This is a genomic window from Deltaproteobacteria bacterium (genome assembly GCA_009930495.1).
Lineage (GTDB): Bacteria > Desulfobacterota > Desulfovibrionia > Desulfovibrionales > Desulfomicrobiaceae > Desulfomicrobium.
In genome coordinates, this window is the sequence record RZYB01000052.1 from 1 (window position 1) to 15,208 (window position 15,208).

Below are 15,208 nucleotides of genomic sequence, written 5' to 3' on the forward strand. Positions count from 1 at the left end.
ATTTTTTTGACCGCAAGGAGAATGAAGCATGCCGGAACGTGAATCTTTATCCAGGGAATTGACCGCGATTTTGGGAGACCTGATGCCGGCCAAGGCAGCTGAGCACATCAACGACGCCTTGCGGCTCGCCGGAGTGCTTGAGGATCGCGGGTTTACCTTCCGTTTACGCGACGCGCATCCGAAAGATCCGACGGCCCAGGGCTGGAGCGCCGTATTTCGCCAAGGCGAGCGCGTGTTTTCCGCCGAGGATGCCAGCCCCGCGTTGGCGGTGTGTCGGGCGGCCCTGGCGGCATTAAACGGATAGCGGCGCGTGGTATTTCGGCTCGCGGCGGCAGGTTTTTCGGATTTCAATAGGATATTTGTCTTTTGGGTGAACGCGCCGGCCCGCGCGGGTTGTAACCGGTAACGGATTTTGGGCGCGTTTTGGTCAGGAGTGAACAATCAACCTCGGGGTATGTTATGAAAATGACGGATTTGTTGACCAAGGAGGAATGGGCGGCTTTGGAACAGGAACTCCACCAACGGTGGAAGGTGAATGCCTGTGCCTACGGGGCGGACGGGCTGACGTTTACTGGCTTCAAGAATTTTGCCAACCCGCTGTGCCCGGCCATCAAGGCCAGTCCGTCCGGCATCCCGGCGATCTGTTCCGTGGCCCATCAGAACATGGCGGCCCAGGCCAAGGCCTCGCGTGATGTGGTTATCGGAGAATGCGACGCCGGCATGATCAAAATTTGCGTGCCTGTTTTCTGTAAAGACGAATTTATCGGCATTGTCGGTGGCTGTGGCCGATTGCCCGAAGACGGCGAAATCGACACCTATGCCGTTGAAAAGGCGACGGGCCTGCCACAGGCGGAAGTTGAAGCGCTGGCCAAGCAGGTCACCGTCATGCCGGCGGAAGAAGCAAAGGAGATGGCGCGTTTTCTCAAGGACAAATTGTCCGGGACCACCTGTTGAAATCGTGGCCGCGCGGTTGCCGCGTTCCCAATGGACACGGCGGATGCGTGGAAATGGAAGTCCGGCCCGCGTCGGAGCATGTTTTTGGCCGGTCTCCGCATTGTCGGGCCTGACTTTGCGTTGTTTCGGGAATGTGACTGGGCGAAAGTATTCTTTTCGCCTGGTTTTTGTGGCGGGCTTGAAATTCCAGCACTTTCAAGGCCGCGTCGGGCGGGTGTTTCCCGCTGTCGCGCGGCCTTGATTGCCCTGGATTTTCAAGCGGATGGCTTCGGCGACAACGATGTCTCCACGCCGGCGTGGACTGGGACCCTGTTGTTGGTTCTGAAATTCCAGGACTCGACTTTCGGACCAATCAAAAAATTGGGGGTACCAACAATATTTTTCGTTTTGAGAAAGATGCCTTTTCCAGGTCTTGCCTTCTGGTCACTCCACCCGCGACACGCGGATTCAGGCGTTGGTTTGGCCGCTACTTGGCCCCGAAGAATCCCCGGAGCTTAGTGGCAATCCAGCCGCTGTTCTTGGCCTTTTCACGTTTTTCCAGGAATTGTGTGACTGTTGGCGCGTAGTTGGCGTCATCGGTGATGATGTGGTTCACCAGCCAACTGACGAGAAGGGCATGCAGTTCGTGGGCGATATTTTCTCCGTTTTTGTATCTGTCGTGGAATTCATCGATGCGCAGCGTGAAATTTGTGTGCACGGTTTTGTGCGCGATCAGAAATTCATATCCGGCCTCGTCCATCAATGATTCTTCAAAGGCGAAGTGCGACATGGTGTAGTCAACAAGTTCGCCGATGACGCGGCCAACCTCCGGATCCGGGCGCAGGGGATGAACGATCCGCAGGTCTTCAAGCTGGTTGATGTAGTTCATGATGCGCTTGTGCTGGCTGTCGATGACTTCAATGCCCGTATCGAATTTTTTCGTCCATTCGAGTTTTGCCATGGTGTCCCTCGGTGGCTGGGTTGTGCAAAATGATGACTGTTATCAGCAACGGATGTGCTAGCGACTAAAGAGGGGGGTGGGGCTTGTCAATGACCGGACGCGACCTTGCCCGGAACACTGGGTTCAACCCGCCGTGTCCGACATCGTCCGACGCCGATTTCGGCATGACCCTTTTTTGACCCACGTCAAAGAACTTTCGGAGCGCCCTGCCTAGAGAGGATTCACACGACAACAACAACTCTCTCATGGAGGTTCAACCATGTTTTGCAATCAGTGCGAACAGACGGCAAAGGGCAAGGGCTGCGACAAGGTGGGTGTGTGTGGCAAGAGTCCGGAAGTGGCCGCGCTTCAGGATCTGCTGACCCATTCCGTCAAGGGCCTGTCCCTGTATGCCCAGGCCGGGCGCAAGGTGGGCGTCGTCGATAGCGAGGTCAACCATTTCACCTGCGAGGCTATTTTTTCCTGCCTGACCAACGTCGATTTTGATCCGGATCGCTTTGTCGCCATGCTCGAACGCTGCGACGAATTGAAAGTCCGCCTCAAGGACAAGGTCAAGGCCGCCGGTGGTCAGGTCACGTTTGGCGAGGAGCCCGATACCGGTTTGCTGACCAAGCTGGCCCGGACCCTCCTTGGCGGCGGCCAGGTGGATTTCACCCAACACCCCGAGATTCCCTTTGCCACGGCCGGCAAGAGCCAGCTCGTGCCCATGGGCGAGCAGGTCGGTTTCGCGCCCAAACCCGATGCCAACGCTGATTTGGAGTCGTTGCGCCAGATCCTGACCTACGGTCTGCGCGGCGTGGCAGCCTATGCCGATCATGCCGCCATCCTTGGCCAGGAATCCGACGAGGTCTACGCCTTTGTCCACAAGGGCATGGCCGCCACCCTGGATCAGAGCCTGGGTTTGAATGAACTGGTCGGCCTGTGCCTGGAGTGCGGTCAGGCCAATCTCAAGGCCATGGAGCTTTTGGACGCGGCCAACACCGGGACCTACGGGCATCCGGTTCCCACCGAAGTTCCCTTGGGACCCAAGGCCGGCAAGGCCATCCTCGTGTCCGGCCATGACCTCAAGGATCTGGCCATGCTCCTGGAGCAGACCGCGGGCAAGGGCATCAATATCTACACCCACGGCGAGATGCTGCCCTGCCACGGCTATCCGGAGCTGAAGAAGCACGCGCATTTCCACGGCCATTACGGCACGGCCTGGCAGAACCAGCAGAAGGAATTCACCGAATTTCCCGGTGCCATCCTGATGACCACCAACTGCATCCAGAAGCCGGTGGAATCCTACAAGGGCAATATCTTCACCACTGGCTTGGTGGGCTGGCCCGGCGTGACCCACGTGGCGGACAAGAATTTCGCCCCGGTCATCGAAAAAGCCCTGTCCATGCCCGGCTTTGCCGCCGACGAGGACAAGGGGAGCGTCTTGACGGGCTTTGCCCGCAACGCGGTCCTGGGCGTGGCCGACAAGGTCATCGCGGCCGTCAAGAGCGGCGACATCCGCCATTTCTTCCTGGTGGCCGGTTGCGATGGCGCCAAGCCCGGCCGCAATTACTACACGGAATTCGTGGAAAAGGTCCCGACCGACTGCGTGGTTCTGACCCTGGCCTGCGGCAAGTTCCGTTTCTTCGACAAGAAGCTGGGCGATATCGGAGGGATTCCGCGCCTCTTGGACGTGGGCCAGTGCAACGACGCCTACTCGGCCATCCAGATCGCCGTGGCCCTGGCCGGAGCCTTTGAGTGCGGTGTCAACGATCTGCCGCTGTCCATGATCTTGTCCTGGTACGAGCAAAAGGCCGTGGCCATCCTGCTGACCCTGCTTCATCTGGGCATCAAGGGTATCCGTCTCGGGCCCACGCTGCCGGCCTTCATCACGCCGAACGTGCTGAACGTGCTGGTCGAGAACTTCGACATCAAGCCCATCACCACGCCGGACGAGGATTTGAAGGCCATCCTCGGCTAACACAACCTCCAGAAACGCAAAAAACCCCGAACCTTTTGGTTCGGGGTTTTTTGCGTTTGGGCCGTGCGTTGCTCCGCGCGCTTGTCCTGTGTATGGCGGACAACATTCCTTCGAATTTTCATCCACTCGGCACGGAGAACGCATGAACTGGTTTCGAAACATTCCCCATGGAAGGTATCTGTTTGTCCTGACCTGCCTTTTCACGCTGGAATTTCTGGCTCTGGCCATGGACCCGTTTGACCGCAAGGATTGGCTGTTGGAGAACGTCCTTGTTGTCGTGGCTCTGGGGGCGCTGTGGGCAACGGCCAGGAAATTCCCCTTGTCCCGCATTTCCTACACGCTTATCTTTATTTTTTTGTGCATCCACGAGATCGGTTCGCACTACACCTACGCCGAGGTTCCCTACGACCAGTGGTTTTCGGCGGCCTTCGGCTCGACGTTCAACGCCCTGGTGGGTTGGGAGCGCAACAATTTCGACCGCATCGTCCATTTCCTGTACGGCCTGCTCCTGGCCTATCCCCTCCGCGAGATTTATTTCCGGATCGCGGACGCCGAAGGGTTCTGGGGGTATTTTCTGCCCCTGGATTTCACCATGTCCACGTCCATGCTCTATGAACTCATCGAATGGGCGGCGGCCGAATTTTTCGGGGGCGAGCTTGGCGCGGCCTATCTGGGTACCCAGGGCGATGTCTGGGACGCGCACAAGGACATGCTTTTGGCCAGCGTCGGAGCGCTGGTGGCCCTGCTGGTGACCCTGGGCCTGAATATGTGGCTGCAAAAAGATTTTGCCCGTGAATGGTCGCGCAGCCTGGAGATCAAGCATCCCGCGCCCTTGGGCGAGGACGAAATCGCCCGGCTCCTGGACGAAAAGAGCCGGGACGGGTCCGTCAATCCCTGATTTTTTGATTCTTCCCTAGCGCGGGCCGGAGTTCTCTTCCGGCCTCGCCCCGTCTTCCGTCCGGGCCGGTGAGCCCGGAATCCACCAGTGGGTCGCGGCACGGGCCTCGTCCGCCGTGGCCTGCCGGGTCCGGTACACGGAATAGAGCATGGAGCCCCCGATAATGGCGGCCGTGGCCAGCAGGGCCGTTTCCGTGGAGATGATTTTCCCATCGAAAAAGGTGTTCACGAGCATCTTCACGCCCACCAGGATCAGGACCAGGGACAGCCCGTATTTGAGATAATGGAAACGGTGGATGACTCCGGCCAGGGCGAAGTACAGGGCGCGCAGCCCGAGAATGGCGAAGACGTTGGATGAATAGACGATGAAGGTGTCCGTGCTGATGGCCAGAATGGCCGGGATGGAGTCCAGGGCGAAGATGACGTCCGAGGTCTCGACCACGACCAGGACCATGAACAGCGGGGTCATGAAGAGCAGGCCGTCGCGCCGGACCCAGAACTTGTCGCCCTCGAATTCCTCGGTCACGCGGAAATTCCGGCGCATGAAGCGGACGATGCGGTTGCCGGACATGTCGGGTTCCTGGTTGATGGTCACGAGCATCTTGATGCCAGAGGCGACGAGGATCAGGCCGAACACGTAGAGCAGCCAGTGAAAGGTGGCGATGGCGCTGGCTCCGACTCCGATGAGCACGGCGCGCATGACCAGGGCCCCGAGCACGCCCCAGAGCAGGACTTTGCGCTGGCTGGCCTTGGGCACGGAAAAGTGCAGGAAAATGAGCAGAAAGACGAAGATATTGTCCACGCTCAGACTTTTTTCGATGAAGTAGCCGGTCAGGAATTCATATCCGGCCTGAGTGCCCCGGAAATAGAAGACGCCGGCCCCAAAGAGCAGGGCCAGGACGATATAGCCCAAACTGGCCCACAGGGCGCCGCGTACGCTCATGCCGTTTGGGCCGCGTTGGAGCAGGCCCAGATCGAAGGCGAGTAGGGCCAGGATGAAAATATGAAACAGGGTCCACACGAGCAGGGTGTTCATGCTTTACTCCGGGGAAGCTGTATGGGGCGCGCCCGCGCGGGGGATGCCCGCGCGGGGCGGGTGCGTCAGATGGCCAGCTGCTGGATGCCTTCCAGGGTCCACTGCGGATTGGCGGCGCTTTCGTCGCGGCGGATGTGCCAGACTTCCCGGATCTGTTCGGCCTGGGCCGTGGGGCCGTCCTCGCGGAGCATGGCGTCGAAGAGCACGCTGATCACGCTTTCCGTGCCCACGGTGCGGGCTTCGAGGACGCGGGCCTCGACCATGAGGATTTCCGTCCGGCCTGGCGTGGGATCCTGACTGGCCTGACGGCTGATCTCGGCCAGAACCTCGGGGCTGGTGAACTGCCGGATGTCGTCCAGGTCGCGGCGATCCCAGGAATTTTGCAGGCGGGTGTACAGGGCCTTGGCCCCGGCCAGGAATTCCTGCTCATCCACGCCCGTCGGCATGACCGGGCCCGAGGGTGCTGGCTGGGACGAAAACTGCTGGCCCCAGCCGCCGCTCCCACTGGCCGGCCGGACTGGTTCGGCGCTTGGTCCGGCATAGGCGTAGGGCGGGTTCGTGGCCGCTTTGCGGGCGCGCAGGAACTTGAAGAGCAGGAAGGCCCCGCCGCCCAGAAGAAGCAGGTCGAGCAGGCCCGGCCCGCCAAACCCGCCGCCAAAGAGCATGGACCCGAGCAGGCCGCCCATGAGCAGGCCGCCGAACATGCCGCCCAGGGCGCCGAAGCGGGACTGGGGGCGGGCGGTGGATTGGTTCATGGTAGGGCTGCTTTTGGACGGAGCCACGGGCTTGGAATACCCGCCGCTGTAGGAAGGCCTGCTGCCGAAGGAGCCGCCTCCGCCCAGGCGTTTGGCGTCGGCCAGATCGGGCCAGGACAGCATCAGGGTCAGGGCGATGAGGGGCAAAAGCAGGAAGGCCAGGCCGGGGTTGAGGACGGCGGCCGAGGACCGGGACAGACAAATGGATTTCATGGAACCTCCATGGCTTGGCTGGAGGTCTTAAAAAAGCGAGACCTCCAGCATGGTTGATCATGCTGAAGGTCTCGCTCATCGGTGTATTCCGACGACAGGGCCAAGCGCGTTGCGCCAGTGATGTTGACCGTGCCTCTGGGAGCTACTCCCCTTCAGCGCCCCTTGTATAGGGCATGGTCGGTTCGCGTCAAGGGTGGAGATGCCCATCGGAGCCGGCTCCAATCCGTCCGTTAGCCGAATTTCTTGCGAAAGATGAGCACGGCGACGGCCAGGGTGGCCACGGCGATGACCACCAGGGGCAGACTGTTTTCGAGCACGAACCCCAGGGACGCGTCCTTGAGATAGATGCTTTTCACGATGACGATATAGTGGCGGATGGGATTGACCCAGGTCGCGGCCTGGAGCCATTGGGGCATGTTTTCCACGGGCGAGGCGTAGCCGGACAGGAGAATGGCCGGCATCATGAAGGAAAAGGCGCCGAGAAAGGCTTGCTGCTGGGTGGCGCACAGGGCGCTGATGAACAGGCCCACTCCGACCAGGGCGAAAAAATAGAGCACGGCGCTGGCGTAGATCAGGCCCAGGGAGCCGGACAAGGGTACCTTGTACACGAAGACGGCGGCCGCGATGATGATGCTGGCCTGGAACAGCCCCACCAGGAGCACGGCCGCGGCCTTGCCGACCATGATCATCTCCAGGGTCAGGGGCGAGACCAGCAGTTGGTCGAAGGTGCCCTGTTCCCGCTCCCTGGCCACGGACAGGGCGGTCAGGATGAGGGCGCTGATGGTCAGGATGATGGCGATGAGGCAGGGCAGGATGAACCAGGAGTAGTCCAGGTTCGGGTTGTAGCGATGGCGGACGATCAGTTCCGAATCGATCCGGACGCCGCCCGCTTCGGCCTGTTCGTTGAAATAGGCGATGGCGATATCCTGGATGTAGCTGGCCGCTATTTGGCCGCTGTTGGAGCGCCGGCCGTCCAGCAGAAGCTGCATGGACGCCGTTTCACCGTGGAGCAGGTCTTGGGTGAAGTCCGGGGGAAAGCGGACCACGGCGATGGCTTTCTGGGCATCGAGGATGTCGTCGATTTGACCTGCCCCGCTTGGATGGAGAATCCGGGTGAAGGCCGCGGCCTGGGCGAAGCGCTGTTCCAATTCCAGGGAGGCCTGGCCGCCATCCTCGTTGAGCACGGCCAGGGTGTTGTTCTTGACCTCCAGGGTCGCGGCCAGGGGAAAGAGAATGATCTGGAGCAGGACCGGCATGATGACCAGGACCCGGCTTTGGGGCTCGGCCAGGAGCATTTGCAGTTCCTTGCGGATCAGGGCCGCGACGCGGTGCACTGTGTTCATGTTCAGCCGTCCAGTCGGTGGGTGGTCTTGAGGGCGGTCAGGGCCAGGAACAGGATGCTTGTTCCGGTCAGGAAGGCCACGTCCGGGATGATGATGGCCCAGACGTCACCGGCCAGGAAAATGGTTTGCAGGGAACTGACGAAGTAGCGCGGCGGGAGCAGATAGGTCAGGGCCCGGATGGGCGCGGGCATGCTCGAGATGACGAAGAACGCGCCCGAGAGCATGGCCGCTGGCAGAAACGCCACGTTGAGCGTGGTTTGGGCGCTGTCGAACTGGTTGCGCATGGCCGAGGAGATGAACAGGCCAATGCCGAGCATGCTCAGCAGAAAGACCGTGGTCACCAGGCCCAGGGCGGCGACGGAGCCGCGAAAGGGCACGCCCATGACGAAGACGGAGGAAAAAACGACCACGGCCATGGAGATCATGCCCAGGCTGTAGTAGGGCAGGAGTTTGGACAGGAGCAGCTCGGCGCGGGTCACGGGAGAGGCCAAGAGCGCCTCCATGGTGCCGCGTTCCCACTCCCTGGCCACCACCAGCGAGGTCAGCATGGCGCCGATGACGGTCATGATGATGACGATGGAGCCGGGAATGAGATAGTGGCGGCTGATGGCCGAGGGATTGAACCAGTGGCGCACCTCCATGTCCGTTCCGCGCGGAACGGACCGGCCCAGGTCGCGGGCTCGGGTTTGCCGCCATTCCTGCCAGGCGTTTTTTGTGTAGGCGGCCACGAAATTGGCCGTGTTGGGCTCGGTCCCGTCGGTGATGACCTGGATCTGGGCCGGGAGTTGGCCTTGGCTCAGGCGGGCCGAGAAATCGGCCGGCACGACAACATAGCCCCGGATAACACCGTCCTCGAGCAGGCGGTCCAGGGTTGGCCGGCTGCCTTCGGTCACGGCGAAGTAGGGTGATCCCGTGAGCTGGGACGCGAACCGGGTCGCTTCCCGGCCGCCGTCCTCGTCGCACAGGCCCAGGCGGAGCAGATCCGTGTCCAGATTGATGCCATAGCCGAAGATGACCAGGAGCAGCATGGGCAGCACGAAGGCCACCACGCCGCTGCTCGGGTCGCGCAGGATCTGGCGGCTTTCCTTGACGCACAAGGCGCGCAGTCTGCGCCACGATACGGTGGTCATGCGCGCTCCCGGCGGTTGATGAGTTCGATGAAGGCGTCCTCCATGGTCGGATCGGGCAGGTCGGCCGAAATGACGCTGGCCTTGAGATCGTCGGGCGGGGCCAGGGCGATGAGCCGGCCCTGGTGGACCAGACCGATACGGTCGCAGTACTCGGCCTCGTCCATGAAATGGGTGGTGACCATGACGGTCACGCCTTTTTCGACCACGCCGTTGATGTGGTTCCAGAATTCGCGTCGAGTGATGGGGTCCACGCCGGAGGTCGGTTCATCCAGAAACAGGATGTCCGGCTCATGCATGGCCGCGCAGGCCAGGGCGATGCGTTGCTTGTAGCCCAGGGACAGGTCGTCGGTGGGGACATCGAGAAAGGGTTGGAGATGGAAGGATTCGATCATTTCATTCACGGCCTGGCGCTGTCGGGTTCCGGCCAGGCCATACACGCCGGAGAAGAATTCCAGGTTTTGGAGCACGGTCAGCTTGCCGTACAGGGAAAATTTTTGGGCCATGTAGCCCAGGCGTTGGCGGGCCTTGGCCGGGCTGCGCCGCAGGTCGATGCCCATGACCTCGGCCCGGCCCGAGGTCGGTTTCAGGAGGCCGCACATCATTTTGAACGTGGTCGATTTGCCCGCGCCATTGGGACCGAGCAGCCCGAAGATTTCGCCGGCGTGCACGGAAAAGGTGACCCGGTCCGTGGCCGCGAAGTCTCCGAACATCTTGGTCAGGTCCTCGGCCACGATCAGGTCGGTCCCATTGCCGTTTCGTTGGGGCATGGACCGGGCCAGGACCGAATCCCCGCCTGGACCACCGCCGAGCAAATCGATGAAGGCGTCCTCGAAGCGGGGCGCGACCTCGCTCCAGCGTGGTTGTCCCGGCAGGTCCAGATCGATCGGATCGGGGCGGGCGGCGCCGTCCCTGAGCACGACCCGCAGGTTGCGGCCTTGGATGACCCCGTCGGCGACCTCGGGTCGGCGCAGCACCCGTCCCAGGGCTTGGCGCAACCGTCCGGTCACGCCGCGCAGATGCAGACAGCGCCCGGCCAGACGCCCGGTCAGATTTCGGGGCGGGCCGGCGAAGAGCAGACGCCCGTCATGGAGCAGGAGGACCTCGTCGCACGCCTCGGCCTCGTCCAGGTAGGCGGTGCTCCAGACCACGGCCATGCCCTGGCCGGCCAGTTCGCGGACCATTTTCCACAGCTCGCGACGGGAAATGGGATCCACGCCCACGCCGGGTTCGTCCAGAAGCAACAGGTCCGGCCGTCCGAGCAGGGCGCAGGCCAGGCCAAGTTTCTGCTTCATGCCGCCGGAAAGCCGACCGGCCAGCCGGTCCATGAACTGGTGCAAGTCGGTGAAGGCCAGCAGACGGGCCAGGGTGGCGTCGCGTTCCTGGCCAATGACGCCGCGCAGGTCGGCGTGCAGGTTCAGGTTTTCGATGACCGAGAGGTCTTCGTACAGGCCGAATTTTTGGGGCATGTAGCCCACGCGCCGACGCAAGGCGCGGGTCGATGTCAGCGGGTCCAGACCCAGGACCGCGATGGAGCCGTCATCGGCGCGCAGCAGGCCGGCCATGAGACGCATGAGCGTGGTTTTTCCGGCACCGTCCGGACCGGCGACGCCGGTGATGACCCCGGCCCCGATGGTCGCGTCGACCGCGTCCAGGGCCGGAGTTTTCAGGCCAGGGAAGATCTTGGTCAGACCAGACAGGGTGACGGCCGTGGTCATGTCTATTCCCCGGCGGTGTTCGACGCGGCCGGACGGCCCCGAAACGCTGCCTGGACCACGTCCGACCGGAAGACCGGATAGCGATGGATGCCGGCCGGAAGTTCCGCGGCCTCGGCTGTCTTGGGGCCGAATCGGTCGGGACGCGCGCGGCTGGTCGCGGGCTGGGAGGTCGTGGTGTCGGACCCGTTCAGCCGCACGGTGATGGGCATGCCCTGGCGCAGTCCCTGGTCCGCGTCGAGGATAAGGACCCGGAAGCGGTAAACCAGGGCCGTGCGCAGTTCCGTGGTTTCCACGGTCTTGGGTGTGAATTCGGCCCTGGGCGAGACGTCGCCGATGCGCCCATGGTAGGGCTCGGGTCTGGAATCGGTGAAAACCAGCACCTCGCGGCCAGGATGGATCAGGCCGAGTCGCGGCTCCGGGGCGTAGGCCCTGGCCCGGACCGGGGCGAGCAGGCTTTCGGTCAAAACGATGCTCCCGGCCTGGACGATGCTGCCTGGTTCCACGGCCCTGGTCAGAACCACGCCTTCTTCCGGAGCCGCGAGCACGGTGTCGCCTAGTTGGGTTTGGGCCTGGGCCAGGGCGGCGCGGGCCGCTTCCAGGTTGGCCTTGGCCTGGGCGATCTGCTCGTCGCGGGCGCCGGCCAGAGCCAGGTCCAGGGCTGCCCTGGCCGCGTCGCGCTGGGCCGTGGCGCTGTCGAGGGCGGTCCGGGCGGTGTCGAAATCCTGTTGGGCCACGACGCTTTGTCCGAGCAGGCGTTGCTGGCGGGTGAAAACAATCCGGGCGTTTTCCCGGGCGGCCTCGGTCGCGGCCAGATTTTTACGGGCGCGGTCGATTTCCTCGGGACGGGTGCCGTTCTTGAGTTCCTCCAGCCGCGCCTCCAGGGCGCCAACCTGGGCCCTGGCCTGATCCACGGCGTTGCGGAAGGGTTCGTCGTCCAGTCGGGCCACGATTTCCCCGGACCGGACCGGGTCGCCTTCTTCCTTGAGCACTTCCCGTACGCGTCCGGAAACCCGAAAGCCGAGCCGGACTTCGCGAATGTCGATATTGCCGTGAAATTCCAGGGGTGCCGAACGGCGTCGGGCTTCCTGGTTTGTCCACCACAGCCAGCCGCCAGCGGCGGCGGCCAGCAGGAGCACGAAGACGAGGATGCGTTTCATGGGCGTATCGTCCGTTGGTGGTTGCAGGCCCAAGGGCCGGATGAAAACTCCATGCTGATTGATAGACCTTGCCGAAGGGATTAGCAATCGGCGGGCGGATTCATTGGCCTCCCGATTGTTTTTTCATGCCGGTGAAAAACCGGGGCGCATGCGGCGCGACCATCCGCGTCGATGCGCGGACGAGGCTACGGCCGCATTCCGCCCTCGGCCAGTTCCCGCAACCGGTCCGGGTCGAGGAGGATGATTTCCTTGCCCTGGACCTCGATCAGTCCTTCCTGGGACAGCCTGCCCAGGACGCGGGACAGGGTTTCCTGGGATGTGCCCAGGATGTTGGAGAGCACGCCCTTGGTCACGCTGAGCTTGACCCTGGCCGAAACGGGTTTTTGGGCCTGTTGGTGCAGGAGATAGACGGCCAGGCGCTGGGGAATTTCCTTCAGGGACAGATTTTCGATGAGCACCGTGAATTCCCGCAGCCGCCGCGAGAGCACGGCCAGCATGTTCATGGCCAGGGACGGGCTCTCGCGGTAGAGGTCGATCAGTTTTTGGCGCGGAAGGAAATAGAGGCTGGACGCGGTCAGGGCTTGGGCGTTGGCCGGAAAGGTCTGGCCGGCGAAGACCGGGACCTCGCCCAGGGGGTCGCCGGGGCCGAGGATGTGCAGGATCTGCTCCCGGCCATCGAAGGACATCTTGAACACCTTGACCTGGCCTTCCACGACCACGAAAAAGCCGACGCCCTCGGCGCCTTCCTGAAAAATGGCCTGGCCCTTGTCGTAGCGGCGGGCTTCGCTGATGCGTTCCAGCTGGCGCAGCTCGTGCTCGGGCAGCCCCTTGAACAGTTTGCTCTGGCCCATGGCCACGGCGAAATCCATGAGTGATCCTTATTTGCGGAAAACGAAGATGTTGGCGGAGAAAATTTCGGGATCAAAGGCGCTGCCGGCGTAGTCGGCCACGTGTTCGACCAGCTTGAAGCCGCGCTTTTCGTGTCCGGCGACGATGACCGCCGAAGGCAGGGGATGCAGGCGGACCTGATCCGCGAAGGCATGGCGGCCGTCGATGTCCAGGCTGGTTTTGAAGATCAGGCTTTCGGAAGAAACGTCCTCGTAGGTCCGGTGAAACACGGCCTGATCCATGACCTTGGGCGGAAAGACGAACGAGGGCAGGCTCAGCACGAAATCCCAGTTCATGACTTGCACGATCCACGTTCCGCCGGGGACAAGACGGTCGGCGACGTGCTCGACGCAGGTCCAGAAACGTTCGGCGGGCAAATGGGCGGCCGTGTTGCCGATGGAGTAGATCATGGTCCAAGGCCCGCCCAGGCTTGGGAATTTGGTCATGTCCAGGACGTGGAACTCGGTTTCCGGGCCACGGGTCCGGGCCTGGGAGATCATGGCCGGATCCAGGTCCAGGCCCACGGCCTGGACGCCGTCGCGGGAGAAGGCGGCGCAGTAGTCGCCCGTGCCACAGCCCAGGTCCAGGACCGGTCCGCCCATGTCACCCAGATGGTGGGTCAGAAAGGCGTACACGCCGGGGCTGAATGGAAAAATACGGTCGTACCAGACGGCGAACTGGGAATACATGGACATGGATTGCTCCCGTGGTTTGAGTGGTTGGGACGGCTTTCTGGATGGCGTGAACCGGGATCTTACTTTTGGACCGAACATGGGTCCAGCCCGAAAAAGCCCATCACCCACGGATGGCGCGCGCACCGCCTTTGTCCGGTTCGGACATTGGGGGCGGAAAAGATCTGGCTCGGCTTTTGGCGGTTCGACAAGTCCCGGTTCCTGTCGTACATGATCAGCCTGAAATCGCGCCACGCGCGCGCCTGGCCCACCCAATCCGGACGGAGGCATCCATGTCCTTGGAATTCGAGCGTCAACCTTCGGGTTATTTGGTTCTTCGGACCCTGGCCATGCCCAGGGACACCAACCCCAGCGGCGATATTTTCGGCGGCTGGATCCTGGCACAAATGGACGTGGCCGGCGGACTCATGGCCGCGGAAATCGCCCAGGGCCGCGTCGTGACCGTCAGCGTCGAGAAGATGGTCTTTCAAAAGCCCGTGCGCGTGGGCGACACCATCTGCGTGCATGCCGAACTGCTCCGGGTCGGCAACTCCTCCATGGATATCAGGCTCGAGGTCTGGGCGCGGCAGATAGTCGGTGCCTTTGAAGCCAACCGCCAACTGGTGACCGAGGGCGTGTTCCGCTACGTGGCCGTGGACGCCCAGGGTCGGCCCCGGCGGATCGCCGACAATCCCGGTTTTTTTACCAAGCGTGGCGACTAGGCCGCCCCGTCCCAGGACGCATCGGAGAACGTCATGCCCACCACCGCCATTGATCCCCGCCGGTTTTCGTCCCACCGTGGCTTGAACCGGGTGCACACGTTTTTGCTTCTCGGACTCATGACCGCCTACGCGGGATTCGTGGGCTGGCTGCTGTGGGGGGTGGACGGGCTGTGGCTGGTGCTGCTCTGGGGCGTGGGACTGCTGGTTTTTTCGCCTCGGATTTCGGGGCGTTGGGTGCTGCGGCTGTACGCGGCCAGGCCGGTGCCTGTTTCGGGGGCGCCGTGGCTGCATCAGGTCCTGGCCGTGTTGGCCTCCCGCGCGGGATTGTCCAGGACGCCCAGCCCATGGTGGGTGCCCAGCTCCGTGGTCAATGCCTTCGCGGTGGGACATCGCGATGACTGCGTTGTCGCCGTGACCGAGGGCTTGCTGCGTACCCTGACGCCCAGGGAGCTGATCGGGGTTTTGGCGCACGAGGTGGCGCACATCGCGCATGGCGATCTTTTCGTCATGAGTCTGGCCGACGTTATTTCACGCCTGACCTCGGCCATGAGCTTCGCCGGTTTGCTGCTGATTTTGTTTTCCCTGCCCCAGGTCCTGACCGGCGGCGAGGTGGACTGGTGGCCTCTATTGCTTCTGGCCGTGGCGCCCCAGGTCAGTCTTCTGGCCCAGCTCGGTTTGTCGCGGACCCGCGAATTCGACGCGGATCTGAGCGCTGTCCACCTGACGGATGATCCGGATGGTCTGGCCTCGGCCCTGATCAAGCTGGAGCAGGTGCAACGCGGGGGATGGCAGCGGATTTTTTTTCCTGGCCGGGGCGTCCCCGAGCC

General features: G+C 62.6%; 15 protein-coding genes. 6 read left to right on the plus strand and 9 right to left on the minus strand.

The features are described 5' to 3' along the window. Positions 1-28: 28 nt before the first annotated feature. Positions 29-304, plus strand: coding sequence for a hypothetical protein (locus tag EOL86_06450; GenBank protein ID NCD25214.1), 276 nt, complete (start codon positions 29-31; stop codon positions 302-304). Positions 305-459: 155 nt separating this feature from the next. Then, positions 460-954: a transcriptional regulator gene (locus tag EOL86_06455; GenBank protein NCD25215.1), complete on the plus strand. Its 495-nt coding sequence runs from the start codon at positions 460-462 to the stop codon at positions 952-954. Positions 955-1,420: 466 nt separating this feature from the next. Here the strand turns inward: EOL86_06455 and EOL86_06460 are convergent, their stop codons facing one another. Beyond that, on the minus strand, positions 1,421-1,894 hold the full coding sequence (locus tag EOL86_06460) for a bacteriohemerythrin (protein ID NCD25216.1): 474 nt from the start codon (positions 1,892-1,894) through the stop codon (positions 1,421-1,423). 259 nt (positions 1,895-2,153) lie between these two features. Here EOL86_06460 and EOL86_06465 point away from each other — a divergent pair, with 259 nt between their 5' ends. Together EOL86_06465 and EOL86_06470 are read left to right on the plus strand one after the other, a co-directional pair. Continuing rightward, positions 2,154-3,854 carry a hydroxylamine reductase gene (locus EOL86_06465; GenBank protein ID NCD25217.1) on the plus strand — a complete coding sequence of 567 codons (1,701 nt, stop codon included), beginning with the start codon at positions 2,154-2,156 and terminating at the stop codon, positions 3,852-3,854. A gap of 142 nt (positions 3,855-3,996) precedes the next feature. Next, positions 3,997-4,752, plus strand: coding sequence for a DUF2238 domain-containing protein (locus EOL86_06470; GenBank protein ID NCD25218.1), 756 nt, complete (start codon positions 3,997-3,999; stop codon positions 4,750-4,752). A 15-nt stretch (positions 4,753-4,767) separates the two neighbouring features. Here EOL86_06470 and EOL86_06475 read toward each other — a convergent pair whose 3' ends face one another. The 8 genes from EOL86_06475 to EOL86_06510 all read right to left on the minus strand — a co-directional run bounded on the left by EOL86_06475 (position 4,768) and on the right by EOL86_06510 (position 13,950). Then, positions 4,768-5,787: a TerC family protein gene (locus EOL86_06475; protein ID NCD25219.1), complete on the minus strand. Its 1,020-nt coding sequence runs from the start codon at positions 5,785-5,787 to the stop codon at positions 4,768-4,770. Between the two features lie 65 nt (positions 5,788-5,852). Continuing rightward, positions 5,853-6,755 (minus strand): Tim44 domain-containing protein, encoded by a 903-nt coding sequence (locus tag EOL86_06480; GenBank protein NCD25220.1) that lies wholly within the window; start codon positions 6,753-6,755, stop codon positions 5,853-5,855. Positions 6,756-6,985: 230 nt separating this feature from the next. Continuing rightward, a complete protein-coding gene (locus EOL86_06485) occupies positions 6,986-8,098 on the minus strand; it encodes an ABC transporter permease (GenBank protein ID NCD25221.1) in 1,113 nt (370 codons plus the stop codon). A gap of 2 nt (positions 8,099-8,100) precedes the next feature. Continuing rightward, positions 8,101-9,228 carry an ABC transporter permease gene (locus EOL86_06490; GenBank protein NCD25222.1) on the minus strand — a complete coding sequence of 376 codons (1,128 nt, stop codon included), beginning with the start codon at positions 9,226-9,228 and terminating at the stop codon, positions 8,101-8,103. Continuing rightward, positions 9,225-10,943: an ABC transporter ATP-binding protein gene (locus EOL86_06495; GenBank protein ID NCD25223.1), complete on the minus strand. Its 1,719-nt coding sequence runs from the start codon at positions 10,941-10,943 to the stop codon at positions 9,225-9,227. The genes EOL86_06490 and EOL86_06495 overlap by 4 nt, the downstream gene beginning before the upstream one ends. Before the next feature lie 2 nt (positions 10,944-10,945). Further along, on the minus strand, positions 10,946-12,100 hold the full coding sequence (gene hlyD / locus EOL86_06500) for a secretion protein HlyD (GenBank protein ID NCD25224.1): 1,155 nt from the start codon (positions 12,098-12,100) through the stop codon (positions 10,946-10,948). A 185-nt stretch (positions 12,101-12,285) separates the two neighbouring features. Further along, positions 12,286-12,969 (minus strand): Crp/Fnr family transcriptional regulator, encoded by a 684-nt coding sequence (locus EOL86_06505; GenBank protein ID NCD25225.1) that lies wholly within the window; start codon positions 12,967-12,969, stop codon positions 12,286-12,288. 9 nt (positions 12,970-12,978) lie between these two features. Next, the gene (locus EOL86_06510) at positions 12,979-13,950 is read right to left on the minus strand and encodes a class I SAM-dependent methyltransferase (GenBank protein NCD25226.1); all 972 of its coding nucleotides are present in this window, start codon (positions 13,948-13,950) and stop codon (positions 12,979-12,981) included. A 2-nt stretch (positions 13,951-13,952) separates the two neighbouring features. On the opposite strand from EOL86_06510, the gene EOL86_06515 reads away from it, so the two are divergent. Together EOL86_06515 and EOL86_06520 are read left to right on the plus strand one after the other, a co-directional pair. Then, positions 13,953-14,381 (plus strand): acyl-CoA thioesterase, encoded by a 429-nt coding sequence (locus EOL86_06515; GenBank protein NCD25227.1) that lies wholly within the window; start codon positions 13,953-13,955, stop codon positions 14,379-14,381. A 33-nt stretch (positions 14,382-14,414) separates the two neighbouring features. Next, the coding region (locus EOL86_06520) for a peptidase M48 (protein ID NCD25228.1) at positions 14,415-15,208 on the plus strand (794 nt) is incomplete at its 3' end.